The sequence below is a fragment of the Gardnerella sp. 2492 genome, from assembly GCF_050320365.1.
Classification (GTDB): Bacteria; Actinomycetota; Actinomycetes; order Actinomycetales; family Bifidobacteriaceae; genus Bifidobacterium.
On the sequence record NZ_CP186952.1, the window covers coordinates 812,661 to 831,840 of the forward strand.

Annotated in this window: 19 protein-coding genes; 2 read left to right on the forward strand and 17 right to left on the reverse strand. The window is 39.2% G+C overall.

Features of this window, described 5'->3' with window-relative positions; genetic code table 11:
- Positions 1-26 precede the first annotated feature (26 nt).
- The 5 genes from ACPFYS_RS03150 to ACPFYS_RS03170 form a co-directional block, all read right to left on the reverse strand.
- On the reverse strand, positions 27-1,199 hold the full coding sequence (locus ACPFYS_RS03150) for an exodeoxyribonuclease V (protein ID WP_427875875.1): 1,173 nt from the start codon (positions 1,197-1,199) through the stop codon (positions 27-29).
- Between the two features lie 34 nt (positions 1,200-1,233).
- Positions 1,234-1,887, reverse strand: a complete 654-nt coding sequence (locus ACPFYS_RS03155) for a LuxR C-terminal-related transcriptional regulator (RefSeq protein ID WP_427875876.1) — start codon at positions 1,885-1,887, stop codon at positions 1,234-1,236.
- Between the two features lie 34 nt (positions 1,888-1,921).
- Positions 1,922-2,383, reverse strand: a complete 462-nt coding sequence (locus ACPFYS_RS03160; RefSeq protein WP_427875877.1) for a hypothetical protein — start codon at positions 2,381-2,383, stop codon at positions 1,922-1,924.
- Positions 2,384-2,658: 275 nt separating this feature from the next.
- Entirely contained in the window at positions 2,659-3,891 is a 1,233-nt protein-coding gene (locus ACPFYS_RS03165; RefSeq protein WP_427875878.1) for a histidine kinase, read from the reverse strand.
- Positions 3,885-4,625 (reverse strand): response regulator transcription factor, encoded by a 741-nt coding sequence (locus ACPFYS_RS03170; RefSeq protein WP_427875879.1) that lies wholly within the window; start codon positions 4,623-4,625, stop codon positions 3,885-3,887. The genes ACPFYS_RS03165 and ACPFYS_RS03170 overlap by 7 nt, the downstream gene beginning before the upstream one ends.
- A gap of 193 nt (positions 4,626-4,818) precedes the next feature.
- On the opposite strand from ACPFYS_RS03170, the gene ACPFYS_RS03175 reads away from it, so the two are divergent.
- On the forward strand, positions 4,819-5,430 hold the full coding sequence (locus tag ACPFYS_RS03175; protein WP_427875880.1) for a hypothetical protein: 612 nt from the start codon (positions 4,819-4,821) through the stop codon (positions 5,428-5,430).
- Positions 5,431-5,440: 10 nt separating this feature from the next.
- Here ACPFYS_RS03175 and ACPFYS_RS03180 read toward each other — a convergent pair whose 3' ends face one another.
- Entirely contained in the window at positions 5,441-5,785 is a 345-nt protein-coding gene (locus tag ACPFYS_RS03180; RefSeq protein ID WP_427875881.1) for a hypothetical protein, read from the reverse strand.
- A 234-nt stretch (positions 5,786-6,019) separates the two neighbouring features.
- Here ACPFYS_RS03180 and ACPFYS_RS03185 point away from each other — a divergent pair, with 234 nt between their 5' ends.
- Entirely contained in the window at positions 6,020-6,256 is a 237-nt protein-coding gene (locus tag ACPFYS_RS03185; RefSeq protein WP_427875882.1) for a hypothetical protein, read from the forward strand.
- Between the two features lie 12 nt (positions 6,257-6,268).
- Here the strand turns inward: ACPFYS_RS03185 and ACPFYS_RS03190 are convergent, their stop codons facing one another.
- The 11 genes from ACPFYS_RS03190 to ACPFYS_RS03240 all read right to left on the reverse strand — a co-directional run bounded on the left by ACPFYS_RS03190 (position 6,269) and on the right by ACPFYS_RS03240 (position 18,957).
- Positions 6,269-6,859: an FMN-binding protein gene (locus ACPFYS_RS03190; protein WP_427875883.1), complete on the reverse strand. Its 591-nt coding sequence runs from the start codon at positions 6,857-6,859 to the stop codon at positions 6,269-6,271.
- Between the two features lie 45 nt (positions 6,860-6,904).
- Positions 6,905-7,699: an ABC transporter ATP-binding protein gene (locus ACPFYS_RS03195; RefSeq protein WP_427877624.1), complete on the reverse strand. Its 795-nt coding sequence runs from the start codon at positions 7,697-7,699 to the stop codon at positions 6,905-6,907.
- Positions 7,700-7,799: 100 nt separating this feature from the next.
- Complete coding sequence (locus ACPFYS_RS03200) at positions 7,800-9,074, reverse strand: ABC transporter permease (protein ID WP_427875884.1); 1,275 nt, start codon at positions 9,072-9,074, stop codon at positions 7,800-7,802.
- The gene (locus ACPFYS_RS03205) at positions 9,064-10,407 is read right to left on the reverse strand and encodes an ABC transporter permease (RefSeq protein ID WP_427875885.1); all 1,344 of its coding nucleotides are present in this window, start codon (positions 10,405-10,407) and stop codon (positions 9,064-9,066) included. Before ACPFYS_RS03205 ends, ACPFYS_RS03200 begins: the two co-directional genes overlap by 11 nt.
- Before the next feature lie 12 nt (positions 10,408-10,419).
- A complete protein-coding gene (locus ACPFYS_RS03210) occupies positions 10,420-11,691 on the reverse strand; it encodes a Fe-S-containing protein (RefSeq protein WP_427875886.1) in 1,272 nt (423 codons plus the stop codon).
- A 129-nt stretch (positions 11,692-11,820) separates the two neighbouring features.
- The gene (locus ACPFYS_RS03215) at positions 11,821-12,453 is read right to left on the reverse strand and encodes an iron transporter (protein WP_427875887.1); all 633 of its coding nucleotides are present in this window, start codon (positions 12,451-12,453) and stop codon (positions 11,821-11,823) included.
- Between the two features lie 43 nt (positions 12,454-12,496).
- Entirely contained in the window at positions 12,497-14,263 is a 1,767-nt protein-coding gene (locus ACPFYS_RS03220) for an FTR1 family iron permease (RefSeq protein WP_427875888.1), read from the reverse strand.
- Between the two features lie 265 nt (positions 14,264-14,528).
- On the reverse strand, positions 14,529-15,578 hold the full coding sequence (locus ACPFYS_RS03225; protein ID WP_427875889.1) for an FAD:protein FMN transferase: 1,050 nt from the start codon (positions 15,576-15,578) through the stop codon (positions 14,529-14,531).
- 413 nt (positions 15,579-15,991) lie between these two features.
- Positions 15,992-17,212 carry an ATP-binding protein gene (locus tag ACPFYS_RS03230; RefSeq protein WP_427875890.1) on the reverse strand — a complete coding sequence of 407 codons (1,221 nt, stop codon included), beginning with the start codon at positions 17,210-17,212 and terminating at the stop codon, positions 15,992-15,994.
- A gap of 291 nt (positions 17,213-17,503) precedes the next feature.
- Positions 17,504-18,496 carry a Fic family protein gene (locus tag ACPFYS_RS03235; RefSeq protein WP_427875891.1) on the reverse strand — a complete coding sequence of 331 codons (993 nt, stop codon included), beginning with the start codon at positions 18,494-18,496 and terminating at the stop codon, positions 17,504-17,506.
- 251 nt (positions 18,497-18,747) lie between these two features.
- A complete protein-coding gene (locus ACPFYS_RS03240; protein WP_415684427.1) occupies positions 18,748-18,957 on the reverse strand; it encodes a hypothetical protein in 210 nt (69 codons plus the stop codon).
- Positions 18,958-19,180: the final 223 nt, after the last annotated feature.

The following is a 19,180-nucleotide window of genomic DNA, read 5'->3' on the forward strand; positions in this document are numbered from 1 at the left end:
CACAATAATTTATTCTTGCACAATGACTATTTCTCTGCATGAAGAGGAACGTGTACATTAATAATCCACGAATCGCCATCTTCAATAACTTTAAAAGTTCCACCAGCATGTTCCGCAAGCATCTTATGGAAACGCAGTCCATATCCTAATTGCAAGTTAGCAAGAATACCGCGTTGCGCACTATTTATACACGTAATATGACATTCATGGTCATTAAGCATTACATTCATAGAGTATTCTTTAGGCTTTGCAGCATGCTTTTTTACGTTCGCAAGCAGTTCTCTGCAAATATATTCAATTTGAGCACATTCTTCAAAAGGCAAATGGATTGACCGAGAATCTTCAGCAGTTAAATCACTACTCAAATCAATGGAACCAATATAGCCAAGCTTTTCAAAAGACTTTTGTTCACCGTCAAATAAAACACGTAAGCCTGTGCAAAAATCTTTATAACATGTAGTCGATTGCATAACATCGCCAGTGCTTGCAGTTGTAGCATTGTCAAGAAGAGAAATGATATTACGCGCTCTATGAACAGTTGTAGTAGCACGTTGAAGAATCTCTCGCGAATTTTCATGCTCTTGGTCATGAGTTGTTTGAGGTTCAATAGATTGTTGAGCCATCATCATAATACTGGAAAGCTCATTAGTTACTTCATCATGCATGCGAATTGCTGCAATAGTGGCATATTTTTGAAAAACGTTATAACGCTGTGCAAATAACTGTTCCTGTTGTTGGTGAATAGTAGAAATATAATATTTTGCGATTGCGCTAGAAATAAGAGTGATAAGAAGCCACCACGCTAACACATAAGCGTTTTGAAAATTGCATATAATAAAGAACCATGAAGATACTCCGCAAGAAGAAAGCACGGTGTACCAAGGTTGAGTAATTACAGCAATTGCCAAACAAATCAATATGGTAAGCATCATAGATGAATAGTTGATATTGGGCGCAATAATTACCAACGGCATCCAAATGAGCACAATAAAAGATGCCTTACGTGGCCATATTGCAATGCATAAGCAGATTACAATCCATACTATTTCAACTGTAATTGCATGCCAATTAGAGTAGTAATGAAGATTATTATAGGAACAAATTTCAAGAATCAAAGTACAACTTATGATTGCACCAATTCCAATTTTCTGCCAAGCATCATGCGGCAAAAAATTAATCATACGCGTTAATAATTTCATAACTACCTACTCTTACACGTTAATTTCTTACGCGTTATATGTCATGCGAGTATTTTGCGAGCGCAGCGAGCGCCTGCATGCGACTTTTAACTTGAAGTTTTCCATAAATACGCCGTAAATGCGTGTTGACTGTTGAAACTTTCACATTAAGCTGATCTGCAATCTCTTTCGTAGAATACCCCTGTTTGCACAAGTGCATAATTTCCGATTCTTGAGGAGACAAAACTGAAGTCTTCGGAAGTTGAGAAATCATATTAAATGATTCTTGCGGAGTGTGAAAATAGTCAATATATTGTGGCAATTCTGGGCAACCGTAGCTTGTTGCGCGCGATTGGATGGCTGCAACTACGTCTGCTAAATTGTCTTTATGTACTAGCGCTTGACCACCCGACTTAGCAACTTGCAATACGTATTCATCCAGCATGTAGGAAGTAATGCCAATTAAAACAATATTGCTATTGCGCTCGCGAATTGCTTTAATTACATCAACACCACTCATTTCTCTCATTGACATATCTACTAAAAGTACGTCAGGAGTATTTTCTGTAACGCAATGATGAATAGCTTGTTTTGCAGAAGAACACATCCATGCACAAACAAAATTTTCAGGCAAACGACTTTTTAGAAGAAGTTGCATATATCGCAATACAAGCGTGTCATTATCAACAATTGCGTAAGTGGTGTTCATACAATATATGGTATCTTGTTTTGGAATCCGATTATCAAGAGATGTGCGATTGTACTGTTTTTCTCAAATTATCAAGATTGTACACATTAAAGTGCCATACGCTAGCACTTTCCGTTGGCACACTCCATTCTTCAGTTTTACCATTTGCAGTAAAACGAATTATTTGAGTTGTTGGCTTATTTATAACTTCAAAATTAGTGAGTTGATTCCACGCAATACAACGAAGATGCTTATCGTCTAATTTAGCTAGATTACCCGAGCCTAAAATAACATTCGGATTAACAACAATAAACTCATTATTAGTGGCAGCAACAATACGCGCATCAACGCCTTGCGCTACATAGAATAATTTAGGTAATAAAAATAGTTTGATTAAATCTTTCCACCAAGGGTTGTATTTCATGGTAAATACATACGTCTTATCAACTGAAAGATTGTGATCTTTAAAGTACTTGACGATATCTTCTTCTCGTATACCGCGCAAAGGATTGGTCATAATAAGCACCTCCTTGTGATTCTTGTTTTGTAAATTACCAACATACTAACGTGCAGATTTTATCTACACAAATAGGCGTACCTATTTTTAACGATAGTGCTCTTAGAAAACTTTTAAAAAACTTTTACTATTAGCAGTTATGTTCCCAACAATCAATATTTAAGAATATTTCCGTTTTGGAATTATTTTTAAATATCCGCGTACTTACCGAGTTATCGCGGCAGATTTCGCTAAATTTGCAATTTTTGCCACGATAATGCGCGATTTGAGTGATGCTAGTTTAGTGGAATAACAACATTGACCAGCCACGCATCATCATCTTTTTGAGCGCTTAAAGATCCACCTAAACGTTCCACAGATTTTTTGTGGAACAGTAGTCCTTTGCCAAAAACAAGCCTTTCGCCAAACTTGTTCAACATTGAAATCGAATTCATACACATTATTTTGCATTCTCGCTCATCAACCGTAACATTCATAGAAAAATCAACGCTAGTATTGCAATGCTTGCGAATATTAGTAAGCAACTCACTGCACATGCGAATAGCACATTGAGCTTTTTCGCCATTAACGATTGCAGATACAGCACAATCGTTACTTCCCGAACTTTCATCATTTACTGTTAGAGAGCCATAGTACCCAAGCTGCTCACAAATCTTACGTTCAGCCTGCAAGCGCGCGCGAATATTGCATAGAAAATCAGCCAAAGTCATGCAATTATTACCATTAGAACCATAAATAAACTGCGTGCCAGCAATACTAGCAATATTTGAATCTAAAGAATCATCATACTTATGCTCAGCTTGCTCAAGTAGATTAATAACAAGTCGCGTTTTAGAAAGCGCATTACGAGAATGTTCAATAATCTGCTCTAACGATTCTTTTGTATGTTCATTGTTCTCAGCATATAAAGCATCCGTTGCAAGCAACGTAATATCAGTAATCTCATTGTTCACATCGTCGTGCAATTGCAACGCAACAGACGCAATATAAGACTGGAACTTACTCCGTACAATATCCATTTTTGCGCGATTATTTTCTTCCAACATGTTCAAATACTTGCGCAAAGTATAACCGCAAATCATAGAAATAAGAATAAAACAAGGGAAAGTAAGCGGAATGTACGCCATTTTTGCAAAGTACATAATATTCAGCGAAACTATGTATACACAAAGCAAATACTTCCACGAATCGTAAAAACCTGCAACAAGCATGCTAGCGAGCAGCGCAAAAAACACGCAAGTTGCGTTTACACCTGGTACTGCTAGCGTTACGCAATACAAAATCGGAGTTACGAGGGATATTTGACGCGGAAAAGCAATCAAAAGAAATATTATGAACATCCAAACGTATTGGCATACAGATTGCTGCGGGTTATGCCACAAACCAGCTGTATTGCAAGATTGCACATCCATTGACACTACAAGAATCGCCAATATTATGAATAAAGTTCGCTGAATTTTCCAGCTTTTAACCAACTCAATAACGCGCGAAAATGTTTTCATTAACATGCGTTATCCATTTCTTGCAAAAGATTCGGATGATTCTGCGGCAAATTATAAGCATATTGCAGATTTCTATCTTGCCCACGATTTTGCATTGCAGCAAATGCTGATATTGCTTGCACGCGATTAGAAACATGCAATTTTTTGTAAATCCTATGAATATGCGTATTAATAGTGTTTGGCATAAGACCAAGTTGAGCCGCAATCTGATTTGTTGTGTAACCTTTAGCAAGCAGATCCATAATTTTTAGTTCTTGAGGCGGCAAAACGCTGCGCGACCTTGATTTAGAAAGCCTAATAAAAGATTCTTGCGGAGTAGCAAAATCGTAAGCAACATCTTTAACACATCGGCAGCCATACACGTGCTGATTATCGCAATATTGCAAAGCTTCTGCTAGCCCTTTGAAATTGTCTTTAGCAACCATCGCTTGCCCACCAACTTGCGAAACCATCGAAGCGTAGGATCTACAATCGTAAGAAGTCATGCCAATTAAAATAATGCTGTTGTTTTTCTCACGAATTGCGCGTATTACGTCTACTCCAGGCATGTCTTTCATTGACATATCAATCAAAATATAATCTGGAGTAGTTTTTGCTACTTGGCAATATTTCAAAGCTTGCACGCCTGATTTTACACACCATTTGCACGCGTACTCACTCGGCAAAAGCTTGCTGAGCACGTTTCGCATAACCGCTAAAACTAATGGGTCGTTATCTACTATTGCATACGTTTTTGGCATAATGGCTTTCTTGCAATCTTATGCTACTTTTCTTACATTCTACTTTATAAGCGCGTGCAAAATAGAGCAAATTGTGTAGCAAGAAATGATTACAAGTAATGCATGTAAATCAAATGTGATTATAATAAGTGACAGTATGCAACTTTTGGTTGCGTTGAAAATTCATTTTTAATAATGATTGCAGCAGGATTATATGACAAAACGACTAGTAGTATTACACTCCGCAGAAGTAGCTGCGATGGCGTTTGCCTCAGCAGCTGCTTTTATGCGTAGCTTTGACTTTTTCGCTTTGTGGCTTGTTCTAGGACTTCTTTCTGTTGCAATGTATTCTTATGCATATTTTTTCTTGCGCAAAAATGTTCTTGAAGGTGAAAATGCAAGTAACACAAGTAATATAGCTGAGCTTGATAGCGGTAACACTAGCAGTATAAGTAGAGATAGTGAACTTAAGAGCACAGGCAGCGAAAAAGCTTGCGATACTGAAAATTACGATAGCTGCGATAATTGCGATAACTATGACAACAATGTTAAAAACAGCTACGGCTCAGAAAACAACAAAAGCGAAAGTACCGAAGAAAACAAAGTTGTCGCACTAAAACGCAAAAAAGTCGAATTGCAAAATAAGCAGATACTCAACAATTACTCAAATAATTTAGCAAATATTATTACATGCTTTATTTGTGGCCTTATTCACGTTCCTTGGATTTATTACTACGGAATTGCAAATGGTGTCTTAGCATTAGTGATTTTGTGGCGAGTCATAAAGCGCCCACAAGGTCACCCTACGGATAAAAGCGATTTTTAAGGATTTAAGATTATTGTTGATCTTCCATTGAAAGATTTAATCCTTTTGCAGCATTGCGAAAATATTCTATTTGATCGCCATAACCGTCTGCAATAATAGCATCCTCTTTTACAACAAAAGAGCCATTTTCTAGCACAATATATTTTGTAAAGAATTCTTCTAATTGCTTAGCTAATTCATCAATTTCATCTTGTGAAAGTTCTTCGCTACTATTTTCCGCAAAGTCATCTTCCTGCTTTTGAATTTGATTAATGCTATTTTCACTAGCGTTTCCTATTTTGTTTACGCTATCTTCTGGCAGCCAAGAGTTTATACCAAAATCACTGCTTACACTACCCATATTTGCGCTGTTCATGTTTGTATCTCCTTGTATTTGTAACATATTTGTGCAACACATTTGTGCGTTGCTTTAAGTCTAATTACAAACATTTTCCGTGCAATCTTGAGTACTAAGTTCTGAGTACATAGTATTTCTCGAAGACTTGCAGCATTTATACTAGAAATACAAAATGCATACGAACGATAAGCAATGTACATGAATTAGCTACAATGCTCACAAACAAAACAGCAAATTGTAAGGGAACAACTCATGAGCAAGGACTCTATAAAAGTTATTAAAAAAACGCTTATTTGTATTCTTAAGTGGGCAATATTTACCGCAATCGAATTTCTTCTTTTGTACGTTACGATTATTTATTGGAATCATGATTTTGCACAGTTCATGCACGAATACAGTAATGCTATTATTCCATTTATAGCAGTAAGCGGAGCCATGACAGCAACAATGATTCGCAACGAAGGCACTATTTTTGAAGTCAAAGATTAAGGTGGTTCAAGATTATTGCGCGGATTGAATTGAAGCCTCTTGGCGAGCAACATCAAGCGCTTTGTTGAATGCGTCGCTAGTCCAACTTGCTCCAGCAACAACCGAAATATGCAAATCTTTCAACGGTTTTCCAACGATTTTACCGGTAATCGCATTAGAAAACGCATCCATGTGTTTTCTTGAAATCGGCGTAAACGGATGTTCAACAATTTGCACATCACTTACTTTGTCACTTGCAACGCTTAAATGTACATCTATACTATCTTCCCCAGCAGGGCCGTACGTAGCTTTAATCGAATAGTTTCCATCACGATAATCACCAGTATTTGTTTTTGAAAGGATTTTTGAATCCTCACTTTGAGCTGAAGACTGAGATTGTTGAGCACCAGAATCATACTTGCCAGAAGGATTTCCAGCATCATCTGCATTCTGACCAGAATTTCCAGCGAACTCATCATTCATAGGAACAGCTTTAGGTTCACCGCAAGCAGCAAACATTGCAGAAGTACTAGCTAAAACAGCAAGCGCAGCAACACTTTTTGCAATTTTTTTGGATTTCAAATCATCATGTGAAATACTGTGAAACATATTATCTGAAACCATAAAATCATCGCCTTCAAATCTTATATATTTTAAAATCTTGCGCAACTAATCATCTAAATTCGCTAATTTAGGCGACTTAGTAGGCTCATGGTCTTGCAAAGCTTCCGCAACGCTTTCATCAACGTGAGCACTCGTAAACGCAGGCTTGCCACCAATCGCCTCGTACGCTTTTCGCGCTTCCTCACTATTCCAACGCTCTCCAACAAGCACACCATGATTTAGCATAATCTCGCGCTCAGCACACTGTGCTACAAGCGAATCATGCGTAACCACAATAATCGTAGTACCCTGCTCATGAAGTTGCTTGAACAAGTCAAGCACAATCTGCTCATTCTTCTCATCCAAATTACCAGTCGGCTCATCCGCAAGAAGCAATTTCGGGCAGTTAATAAGCGCGCGAGCAACACAAACACGCTGCTGCTCACCGCCGGAAAGCTGGCTCGGCAAATGATGTGCACGATCCTTCAAGCCAACTCGTTCCAAAGCATCCATCGCTTGAGCTTCATCAACAACGGAATGATAGTATTGCGCAACCATCACATTTTCAACTGCAGTTAAATGTGAAACTAAATAAAACTTCTGGAACACAAGTCCAATCACATTTTTGCGAACATCCGCAAGCTGACCAGCATTCAAATCTTCAAGTTTGCGCCCCTGCAAAGACACAGAGCCTTTAGATGGAGAATCCATGCAGCCAATAATATTCATCAGCGTAGTTTTACCAGATCCGCTTGAACCAACTATTGAAAGCCACTCTCCTTCCGGAACAGTAAGCGACAAATCATCTACAGCTCGAAGAGAACCATAAATTTTAGAAATGCGATCCAAAGTCAACAGCATTTTTGGCTTACTATCTGCTGCATTCTCTTGAACAGTTTCTGTCATATTAAAACCTCACTAAAATCCTAAATAAACTACTTACAAAATCGCTTATATGAAATTATTCTTCACGCAAAACCACCGCAGGATCAATTTTTGAAGCACGCAAAACAGGCGGCAAAGATGCTATGCAAGAAGCTATTACGCTAAACAATATAGAAAAACAAACTAGCAGCCAGTCGATTCCTAATTCTCTCGCAAAAACCATAGATGCCAATAATCGAGCGAATAAATAACCTACTGCTGTACCAACACAACCGCCAACCAAACCATACAAGCCGGATTCTACAGTAAATTCAATACCAATACTCGATGCGCTAGCACCCAAAGCTTTACGCAATCCAATCTCATTCCTTCTCTGCTGCACAATCGAAGAAATAGTAGTACTCACGCCCACCATCATCAAAACGAGCACAACAAGTGAAACAATGCAAAACAGGCTACGGAGCATAGTGACAATACCTTTATCTGCTGCAGTTACTTTGGTTACTTGCTGAGCACGCACACGCATTGAAGTCATATCGTTAATACTTCTAACAACCGCGTCGACACTAGGTGCAGAAGAGGAATAAGCGATTACATCAGCTCCACGCTTAACTCCAGTAAGAGTATTCACATCTCCATTAAGAGCATAAAGCATAGCATCTTCAGCGCCGCCAGTATCCAAAATTCCACAAACGCGGAAAGTAGTTCCGTGCGTATCCATAATATCTGTAGAAACACGACCTTCTACTAATTTTGATGAATTAGTAGGATTATTGGTTGAATTTGAAACTGAATTTTTATCTAATTTTTCTGCAGCCTTATGCGAACCATCCGTGTTATCTCCTGAACGGTAAGCGATAGCAATACGAGAGCCAATTTTCAAACTCATAGCTTGAGCAACATCTCGCCCAACCATCACATTCCCAGCACTTGGCCAGCTACCGTCAACATTCCAATGCTTATTCAGCGACTTAACAGAACTAACATCAATACCAGCAAGCACATAAGGAGCAGCATTAATTCGTACATTCTCATAACGATACGTAGCCGAACGCATAGCACCTTTAGCAAGAACCATATCGTTAGTATGCAAAACCATTGCACGATCAATACCGTTCTTCCACTCACCCTCAAGTGGAGTCACAATAATATTCGCACCATAAGAATGCATTTCATCACTCATCTGCTGTGGAACGACCAGGCAGATTGCAGCTAAACAGAATAAAGTAGCAGCACCAACAAGAGTTGCAATAACAGCCATCATAGCGCGAGACTTACGTCGAAATACTGCGCCAAAAAGCATAGTAGCAAACATGGCGCTATTAGAAGTTTTATAAGATTTACCTGCCATGAAGCACCTCCGCAGGACGTACTCGCAGAATTGAACGAATCGACGAGCCGGCAGCAGCCAAAACAGTCAAAGCAATAAGCACAGACACTAAAACGAACACCATTGGTCTAAATGCTATTGAAGATTTAAATACTGTAAACCCAATAATTTGAGCTACACCAAATCCAGATATCATTCCCAATAATGCTCCTACACAAGCTATAACAGAAGTTTCAAAAAGCATCAAACGCGCAACAGCACCATCGCGAGCGCCCAAAGCTTTAAGCAAAGCCAACTCCCCGGAACGTTCTGAAATAGAAGCTGCCATCAGATTTGCAACTGCTACAGCTGCTGCAATCAAACTTAAAGCAGTCATTAGCATCATAACCGCACGAGTTTTATTTAATACGTTTCCTTGAAGAGCTGCTACCTGACGAACCTGTTTCGCTACAGCTCCAGGAATTACTTCCTCAATCTGGTAGGTAATAGAACTTGGGTAAGCTGTACAATACCAAGTTTCCCACTCTTCCTGGCTTAGTGCAGCAGGATTTTTTGCAGCTTTACGTGCTAAATCATTCTCCGGTGTAGTTAACGCTTTAACCTCAATAGTGTCAATCTTATTTTGCTTATTTGAAAGGTACTGAGCTTTACTAGTATCTACATATAAAGCGTTATCGTCATCGTCTCCAGACTCGTATATTCCCACTATTCGCAAGGAAATTTGTTTACCGTCACGATGCAAATATACGCGTTTACCAACAGTTAGATGCTGTTCTTTCGCAAGTTTCGAACCAGCCATCGCTTCAGATTTGTTATCTTGCGCAAAACGACCTGATGAAATATTCCACCAAGAACGCAAGCCCCTAACACCAACTACAGTAGTTTCTCCAGAAGCGAGCGCAAGTTTGCGATTAAACCACGTTCCGACTATCGGAACCACTTTATTAGCAGAATTATTAGAGTACTGTGATCCTAAAAGTGCGTGAACTGTCAATTTCGGCGCGAAATTAGTAATATTAAACGCCCAGAAGATCATTTTTATTTTAGAAACATCCGACTCTTTTAATGATGATGTAGCTTCCCTTGATTCTGCGTCAGTTAGGTTATTCGCACTTTCAAAAGACCCTTGCTCACGAGAAGAGTATAAGTCGTCTACTACGGCACTCGATTTTGGCTGAACTACAATATTAGATCCGTAAGAGCTAAGCTCAGCGTTAAGTTTATCTCCCACGTCGTAAACAACACTAAGCATAGCTACACTTACGCAAGTACTCAAACATACTACTAGAGCAATCATTACGCGCTTTTTTATTTGTCGCACCAAGGATCGGGCAACCATGCGAATCAAAAACATCTGCCCGTCTCCTTACTTAAAATGCGAACTTAACACGTCTAAATCAGACGTATGAATGGTGATTTTTCCGTGACCAGCTTTATATGGGAAAGGAATTGGATTGCAACCGCCTTTGAAACCAATAGTTGCTAAATTAATAGCAACATCGCACTTTCTGCAAATAATCTTCCCATCTTTTTCGTAATATCCTGCGTCTCCACAATTTTCGCAAGCATCCAAACCAACTCCGTAAGCTCCACCATTTTTCTTAATAATTATGAACCGCATTACGGTACCATCTTTTGCTTTGTATTGGAAACGATGCAAATGTCCATCTGAAACTTGCACAAAATTAATCGTAGCTATACCATCATGCAGTTCATAAGGTTCAGGAGGAGTGAGCGTAGGCTTACTATTCATAACATCCACGCCGACAGTAAGGGTAAGAATCACTGTTAGCGCGGCAAGAATTGCAGATAGTGCAGACTTACGCGATTTGCGCTTAAAAGCACGCTTTGAACGTATTTCTGCAGTATTTTGACCAACTGCAGCAGTACGCAATCCAATTATTAATGAAGATAAAACTGGTATAACGAATACGCATATTTGCGCCATAATCAAAAGAGGCGCGTTATTAATCAACCAAACAAGAATACTAAAGGAAAAATCGTCAATATATAAAAGAATACTTCCCTGCATAATTTGCAGAAGTGAAGTAATATGCTGCACTAAAAGAATAAACATGCTGAGCAGCACTGCAATAGTAAAGGATATTTTATCTGAAGTTACGCGAAGCGAACGAACCATAAGACTCAAGCAGATTGCAACTATAACACCAAGAACTAATCCGAGAGCACGAAGAAGCATATCGGAAGTAAACGGCGGCGTGCTAGAGTCAACAAAAATAGTGAGCTGCAAAATAACATCTGGTAAAGCATAAAAGACAGTAAGAGCAAGACATAATGCACCAATAGCATTACTAATATGCATTATTAACGGATGTTTTCGCCAAGAGGAAACTATTTTATGAGAAAAAGCTACGGTAACAATCGCCGCTACATCACAAGGAACAGCTACACACAATACCGGCATATTCACAAAGTTACGCTGGTTAATAATAACTGCTGCACGAAGAGTTGCGAAAATTAACGCAGCAATAGTTCCAACTGTAAGACCATATAGTCTCCAGCGTGCGCTCACAGGCTTGTCGCGACCTTCTCCAACGTTTAGAGAAACGCTTAAGCCCATTGCAAGTAGTGTAAGAGGGAGTAGCCCCGGCATTACTGCTATAAACAATCGGAGCATAACTCCCTCCTTTACTGCTTGTTAAATAAATAATTTTATTATCAATAATTTGATTATCAGTTATTTTCTATCGATTAAAACACTCAGTTATAAAAACTAAACGAATAACCACATAAAATTACTGAGAATTTACCACTGACGTGGAGTGTACTTCCAATCATCGAATGTTGCCTTGATTGGCTCAGTCCAGAAGCGACCGGTTACGCCGGTAGCAGGATCGACATGCAACATCCAGCCGCGCTTTTCTGGGGATTCGATTGAAAGAACCAACTTGTAAGAACCAGCTTTGTCTAGCTTAACGTTTGCACCATAGTGAGGGCCATCTGAAGCGTTCATCTGCATAAACGTACCCTTACCAGCAGAAGCGCCGCTAGCTTTGTCAATAATTTCGTAATTTACTGTCAAATCTGGAATGAATTCGCCCTTACCGTAACCAAGTTTCGTACCTTCCTGGTTGGCGTGAATATCTGCCTCAAGGTGGAAGCTTGCTTCGCTTGCCTTCAAGCCCATACCTGCTGGAACCATATCAACTGGCTGGAAGTAAACAGCACCAATCATAAGAGGTCCAATGTTCTGATCTTGGTGAGGTCCTACTTGAATCTCCTCGAAACCTTTGTCTCCACCATTATCATCGGCCTTTTGTTCAGAAGCTTGCGGCTTCTTTGAAGAACCGCTATTGCTACCATTCGTACCGCAGCCAGCAAATGCAAGCACACCAGCTAAAACTAAAGCGGCAATTGATATTATTTTTTTATTCTTCATATCTAACCTTTTCTATTGGTTATTATTACTTTCGTTATGCTTGTTATTTTGCCGAAGAAGACTCCGCAATTTCTTGTGAACTACTATCTTCGGACGTCTCTATAGGAGTCTTATCTGTACGTTTTCCGCGGCTTCGCGCAATAGATACGCATAGTAGCGAAATAACAACTATTGCAGCTATGATTTGCGCAACAATCGTTTCCACATACGGATAGAATCCAAGCCAATCGTTAGTTGGCAAGCCTTGAATATATATTCCCGATACAGCATCGCCTTCTATAAGCGCGTGCATGCCGCCGCCGGCAAAAATTACTACCAGAATCGACATAAGTGCACTTGTGCCTGCAAAGAATGGTCTTACTGGAATGTGCACTGAAGCAAAACGTATAAGAAGGAATATTGCTACCAACACAGCTGCAGCAGACGCAAAACCTGTCCAAATCATGGAATCAGCTCCGTCGGAAACTGCAAAAATAGCTTGATAGAATATTACAGTTTCAGCACCTTCACGAAATACTGCGAGGAAACTTAAGAGAGAAAGCGATATTAAACTTCCTTTAGAAACTGCAGCCGTGGTTTGCTTGCGAATATAAGAATTCCATGCTTGTACAGAAGAGCGTGAAATCATCCAATTGCTGGTATACAGAAGCATTAGCATAGCAAAAAGCGCTACTACGCCTTCTGTTATTTCTTGCTGCGGACCAGAGCCGTTAAATAGCACACCAAACAGTGCTGCTACAGCAAGAGATGCAGCAATACCAACAACAACGCCTAGATAAATGTACTTAACCATTTTCTTATGGCCGGATTTAATAAGGTAAGCGATAATCGCCGCAACAACAAGCAGCGCTTCTAATCCTTCACGAAGCAGGATAACGAAGGCTTGGCCGAAAGAACTTGTTATAAACTGCATGAAAGGATTTGCGTTTGCAGATGCTCCTCCGTCTAGCTTTGCTGCGTCTACAGATAGCATTGATTTCAAATTTTTAACAAGTTCACGAGCTTGATCAATAGAACCACCGTTGTTCATTGTTTGACGGCACTCTTTGAATTGATACTCAACTTCAGATACACGGCTTCCGCTAATAGCGTTCATAACGTTTTTCTCAAAACCGAGCTTTTCGTAATGCTGATAGTACGCTTCATTAATAAGATCTACAGCTTGATACCCAGCATTTTTGCCGCCCTGAGCGTAAGTTTTTACCGCTTTATCAAGAATTACGCTCATTTCTTGCGCTACTTGACCCCATGTTCTACCATTTCGGCCAAGATTCTTCTTTTTTGCAGCGTCAAGTTTTTTGCGCTCTGCTTTGATTTGAGCACGCAATTTTTTCGCATACACGTCAGGTTTGTCTAATGATGAGTTTGCGTCTAATTGTTCTGCCGTTTTTTCCAAATCAGACTTTAGTTCTACAACAACTGCATTAATTTGAGATTCTTGATTTTGTTGATATACCAACGTTTGTAATTGTTGAAACTTATCAGTTTGCGATTGAACTTTATCTTGACCAATAGTGTCTCGAACAACCGTAATAAAATTAGAAGCAACGTACACAGAATTGTATGCATCTTGGAATCTAGTTGCAGCTGCAGCTATATTTCCGTTTTTGTAGTTGCTCTGTCCTTGTTCAAACTGATCATCTATAGCTTGCGAAACAGCATTCCAACTTTGGTACACTCTGTCAGCGTCTGTAGCATACGAAACCGTAGGAGCAAAAAATCCAAGGCAACAAGCTATAGCAATCATGAGTGCCATAATTAAAGACGCAGCACTTCGTACAATCTTGCGCATTGCTAATAACGCGCACATAACATCTCCTCGCACCTTTATGCATATTTCTGATGCATACTTCTTAATGTTTTCTTACGCTCTACCCCAGTTGAGCAGCCCAACTAAAACTTGCCATTACAAAGGCCCCACATGAATATGATATCGATATATCAACTAGATTGATATAGTTCGGAGTAAAAAATATGCTTATATATCAAAAATGATATTGATAACGAGAATTATCTTTCGTTTTGAGAGAAGCCAATAAGTCCAACAAACTCATTAAACAGCTTTTTCATAGTCATTATTCGGCAAAAAAGTGCGCGGGGAAATCACGCGTTTTGCGAGCCGCGCGATTTGGCAGCATTACAGCGAACTCAGCGCTGGTAGTTTGCACGATTTTTTGCAAATTTTTTTCTTGCGATACAAACAACGCAGTTGCGAGCGCATCGGCGTAAGCAGTTGGAAAATCGCAAGTTTTAGCAGGAATATACGCCCAGCTTGCAGAGAGCTTTTGCGCAGGAGCTCCATCTAAAGCGTTGATAAGGTGAGTTGCAATTAAATTAGATTCAAAAGCATTAGATGCAAGACAATTCGCGTCTCTTACTTTCCAACGCTTTCTTGCACTAGACGACGCACACAACGCTCCGCTTGCGATTGATGCCACTCCAACTGCTTGCGTTGTGTCAAAAGGATTTTCTAACGCAACTTTTATTTGACTATTCTCTTCGCTAAAGCAAGCGCGCATATCACCGCCAGCGTTAACCAAAAAATCAAAATCCGCAGGCGAATCGCTATCCGCAGGCGAATTGCCACCAAGCTCCTCTTTAATAATCTGCGTTAAAAGATCTACAAAATAACCTTTCCCAGCTGCCCCAAAATCAAGTTGTACTGGCTGATTCGTATGAAGCGTGCCGTCGTCAATATCTCGCGAAATATCTGCCCACTTAACTGGCAACGAACGACGATAATTAGCCCAACTGTCACTACTGCTATTCTCATTCTCACTCGCGCTAATAGCAGACTCCGGAACGAATTGCACAGAATTATCGTAGCCAATCGCAAGCAGATCTGCACCAATACAAGCGTCAAAAGCTCCGTGCGTTGCAGCATAAAACTCGTCGTAAATTGCAAAAAGCGGTTGCACCCACGAAGGGAACTCAAAATCGCCGCCATGCTCCGCGCGAGCCATACGCGAAACTAGCGAATCTGCACGAAATCTAGAAAGTGTACATTCATACTCGTCAATAAAAGCACGAATTCGCTTCTGCACGCGCTGCGGAATCGGTTTGCTGCTAGAAACAATAATCCCCGTGCCAAGCGCGCGCTCAAACGCAGTAACATTCCTAAACATCGCTTGCCTCACTCCCTAAGTCAAAACTCTCTGTTACTCGTCACAATCCGCAACAAAACGACAAAAACGGCAAAATGTCGACATAGCTTACAGAAAGTCGCATTCTATACCGACATTTTCGCAAAATGAAGGCATAGCACGCAAAAAATACTCATCTATACCGACATTTTCGCAAAAACGCACTATAGAAACATAGTCAGCATCGGCAACATCAAGCCTATCGTTTCGGCGTAACATGATTTGCGCGCGTTAAAACCAAGCAAATCCCGCTTCGCAAACCACACAAATCTCATTTCGCAAATTTGAAAATTTTTTAATTTTGCGAAATGAACCTTCCTAATAATCTAAACCATATGCGAAAGAGAAGAATAGTACAAGAACAAAATAGCCTTATTACGCGCATTCAGTCCAAATCATCGCTCATACAACCATCGCGCTATATCAACTATTTTTACACCGTCTTTTTCCATCTCATCGTGACGAGTACGAGCAATAATCATCTTTGGGTAAGCGTCTTTTATAGATAACAACGGACTAATTTCTCGTTCAAAAGTCTCCTCGCGCGAAATATCGTCAGAAACTTGAATATAAGTCAGCTTTCCGTCCTTCTTTGCCACAAAATCGATTTCCTTAGTATAAAGCTTGCCAACATACACCTCATACCCGCGTCTTAAAAGTTCAATAGCCACTAGATTCTCATACAAATGTCCAACATCAGAATATCTAGTACCTAATTCCGAAAACCTAAATGATAAATCGGCAAGATAATACTTTTTATCTGACTCAAGGTACCTTTTGCCTTTAATATCATAACGTTGTATTGGGTAGAACATGAATGATTTACATAAATAACTAATATGAGCACCAACTGTTTTATCATTAGTTTTATAAGTTTTTGACGTTAGCACAGAAGCAACATTGCGAATCGAAGTACAATTACCAACATTGTCCATAAGGAAATTCGCAATCATAACAAGTAGATCTTCGTTTTCTATGCGATATTTTTGCACGATATCTTTTACTATAGTTGTACGATATATTCCTTCAACATACTTTCGCGCATCGTAATCTTTGTTATATAAGTAAGATCCAGGCATTCCGCCACGTACATAGTATTCATCGAAATACTTATCTATATCACTCTTATCAATATAACTTTCATCATTATCTGTTTTTGAATAATATTTACAAAATTCAGCAAAAGAAAATGGGTACATGCTAATTTCAAACACTCTACCGCCAAACAAAGTAGCAAGATCACTTGAAAGCAGAAAAGCGTTAGAGCCAGTAACATATATGTCACATAATTCTTCATCATGAATGCTATTAATCACACGTTCGAAGCCATTGCAAAGTTGAATTTCGTCTACAAAAAGATAATTCGATTTACCATCCACACAATGTTCTTCAATATAGTTATATAAAGCATCCTCTTCTAAAAGTTTTTGATACTTTTTCTGATTTAGATTTATTCGAATTACATTCGCATTAGCATCTTGTTGGATACGTGAACTAAAAGCATCTAACAGTTTAGATTTACCACTTCTACGAATTCCCGTAATGACCTTTATGTCTGGTACATCTTTAAGTTCCTGCAGCCTACTTAAGTAAAAATCCCTGTCAATTAGCTTCATAGCACACCTCCCAATGTTTCTATTATAACTAAAACAGAGCAAATCCCACTTCGCAAATTTGAAAATTTTTTAATTTTGCGAAATGAAACGATATTCACAGCATATTCTGCGATTTGACGAATCCAGCATAGGCAACATCACGCCACTCGTTTCGGCGTAGCTGATTGTAAATGAAAAAATCGGACGACGCATAAATGCATCTCCCGCAAAACTTTCGTTTTCAAATCGTATGAAACACGCTACCACGCTGCACATACGTTACACAATACAGTCTCTTTACAAAAGCTCACGTTACAGCCCAAAAAGCTTCAACAGCGCGCGGAACGTATCTTGACCATCATAGCAAGTTTCAACTAGGGATCCGCGCTCATTATCATATTCTTTGAGACCGCGATAATAGTAATATTTCTTTCGATCCTCAATAATAAACGGCACAATATTATGCTTTAAACATTCCTTAAAAGCAATCAAACGCCCAACCCTGCCATTACCATCCTGAAATGGGTGTATCCGCTCAAACCTGTAATGAAAATCAACGATATCCTCTAGGCACAAATCAGTTTTAGAAAGATATTCTGCCAACAACTTGCTAATTTCATCATGCACTTTTTTCGGCTCGCAAGTTTGCACACCACCTACAACATTCGCACGCAACTTGTAATCACCCACACGAAACCAAGGCAGAAGCTCGTCGCTTGTTCCGCGTTTAAGCAACAAATGTAAATGCTTAATCATGTCTTCACTAAGAGGCTCTTCAGCAACATCAATGCAGTAATCGATCGCGCGAAAATGATTCACTGTTTCAACAATATCGTCAACTTTAATACTCGTGTTCTCTACTACCCCAACACTTGAATCCGCGCTATCGACTACACCATCCGCTTTTTCTTCGGAACCGATAGTATTAGTTTCAAAAATTCGCCTAGTTTGATCTTCACTCAGCTGGCTTCCTTCAATATGATTCGAGTTGTACGTCATACGAATTTGAAGCTCATGATAAATTCCACCCGGTATACGATGCTCCTTCTCTTCCCTAAGTCTTTGCAAAATAGGATTACCTGAAATTACGCGATACAATCCGCTAGGCTTGCATTGTAAATAGTTGCTAATTTTCGCGATTACTAAATTTGATAATTTTTCGCCTTTTGAGATTTTCGCAATCGTACGAGAAGAAATATGCAACTCGGCTGCTAACTGAGATTTCTTAACGCCTTTTTCTTGTAGCCTTTTGTTCAATCCCGAGTAATCATACATTTTTAACGCTTCTCTTTCTTCTGCTTGCATAGTTTTTATTGATATGAATTATGACGAATCTAAATACTCACTCACTAAAATCTTTACTTATTTTCCCATAATCAACATCAAAAGTAAAGATAATTGCGATTTCGCATACTTAAAAGTAAAGATTCGCGATTTGACAAATCCACGCAAGCGCAACAAACATCGGCAACATTACGCCACTCGTTTCGGAGTAGCATGATTTATGCGTTTTAATGCCTACTTATAACGACTAGCCAAGCATCCAACCAACAACGCTACTTAAGCAGCCAATCAACAATGTTTTCAACACGAATGCCATCATAATCATCATCTAAAGCCTTACTCAAAGTAATAACCAGCTTTTCGTAATTATTCTGAATCTTACGAAGCGGCTTTAACTCTCGCTCGCGCACAGACTCATCCATCATACTTTCAGTTACTTGAATATAAAGCTTTTCGGAAGCAGAAGTCGCAACAAAATCCACTTTTTACAAGTTTAAGTCATTCATGACCTAAACTTTGGATTTTTAGAAGTTTAAGTCATCGATAACTCAAACTTTGGACTTTATACAAGACGATCCACTTTCAAAAGTGAAAAAATATTACAGTTCTGAAAGTGAAAATGATATAATACTTTCAAAAGTAAAATAAAATTAAAGTATTGAAAGTTAAAAAACGAATCTGCTTTCAAAAGCGAAAAATACTACG

What these genes read in the sequence shown, in the direction of transcription:
- ACPFYS_RS03150 (WP_427875875.1), bottom strand. Translation starts at nt 1,199, where the DNA reads ATGAAATTATTAACGCGTATGATTAATTTTTTGCCGCATGATGCTTGG.
- ACPFYS_RS03155 (WP_427875876.1), bottom strand. Translation starts at nt 1,887, where the DNA reads ATGAACACCACTTACGCAATTGTTGATAATGACACGCTTGTATTGCGA.
- ACPFYS_RS03160 (WP_427875877.1), bottom strand. Translation starts at nt 2,383, where the DNA reads ATGACCAATCCTTTGCGCGGTATACGAGAAGAAGATATCGTCAAGTAC.
- ACPFYS_RS03165 (WP_427875878.1), bottom strand. Translation starts at nt 3,891, where the DNA reads ATGTTAATGAAAACATTTTCGCGCGTTATTGAGTTGGTTAAAAGCTGG.
- ACPFYS_RS03170 (WP_427875879.1), bottom strand. Translation starts at nt 4,625, where the DNA reads ATGCCAAAAACGTATGCAATAGTAGATAACGACCCATTAGTTTTAGCG.
- ACPFYS_RS03175 (WP_427875880.1), top strand. Translation starts at nt 4,819, where the DNA reads ATGACAAAACGACTAGTAGTATTACACTCCGCAGAAGTAGCTGCGATG.
- ACPFYS_RS03180 (WP_427875881.1), bottom strand. Translation starts at nt 5,785, where the DNA reads ATGAACAGCGCAAATATGGGTAGTGTAAGCAGTGATTTTGGTATAAAC.
- ACPFYS_RS03185 (WP_427875882.1), top strand. Translation starts at nt 6,020, where the DNA reads ATGAGCAAGGACTCTATAAAAGTTATTAAAAAAACGCTTATTTGTATT.
- ACPFYS_RS03190 (WP_427875883.1), bottom strand. Translation starts at nt 6,859, where the DNA reads ATGGTTTCAGATAATATGTTTCACAGTATTTCACATGATGATTTGAAA.
- ACPFYS_RS03195 (WP_427877624.1), bottom strand. Translation starts at nt 7,699, where the DNA reads ATGCTGTTGACTTTGGATCGCATTTCTAAAATTTATGGTTCTCTTCGA.
- ACPFYS_RS03200 (WP_427875884.1), bottom strand. Translation starts at nt 9,074, where the DNA reads ATGGCAGGTAAATCTTATAAAACTTCTAATAGCGCCATGTTTGCTACT.
- ACPFYS_RS03205 (WP_427875885.1), bottom strand. Translation starts at nt 10,407, where the DNA reads ATGTTTTTGATTCGCATGGTTGCCCGATCCTTGGTGCGACAAATAAAA.
- ACPFYS_RS03210 (WP_427875886.1), bottom strand. Translation starts at nt 11,691, where the DNA reads ATGCTCCGATTGTTTATAGCAGTAATGCCGGGGCTACTCCCTCTTACA.
- ACPFYS_RS03215 (WP_427875887.1), bottom strand. Translation starts at nt 12,453, where the DNA reads ATGAAGAATAAAAAAATAATATCAATTGCCGCTTTAGTTTTAGCTGGT.
- ACPFYS_RS03220 (WP_427875888.1), bottom strand. Translation starts at nt 14,263, where the DNA reads ATGTGCGCGTTATTAGCAATGCGCAAGATTGTACGAAGTGCTGCGTCT.
- ACPFYS_RS03225 (WP_427875889.1), bottom strand. Translation starts at nt 15,578, where the DNA reads ATGTTTAGGAATGTTACTGCGTTTGAGCGCGCGCTTGGCACGGGGATT.
- ACPFYS_RS03230 (WP_427875890.1), bottom strand. Translation starts at nt 17,212, where the DNA reads ATGAAGCTAATTGACAGGGATTTTTACTTAAGTAGGCTGCAGGAACTT.
- ACPFYS_RS03235 (WP_427875891.1), bottom strand. Translation starts at nt 18,496, where the DNA reads ATGCAAGCAGAAGAAAGAGAAGCGTTAAAAATGTATGATTACTCGGGA.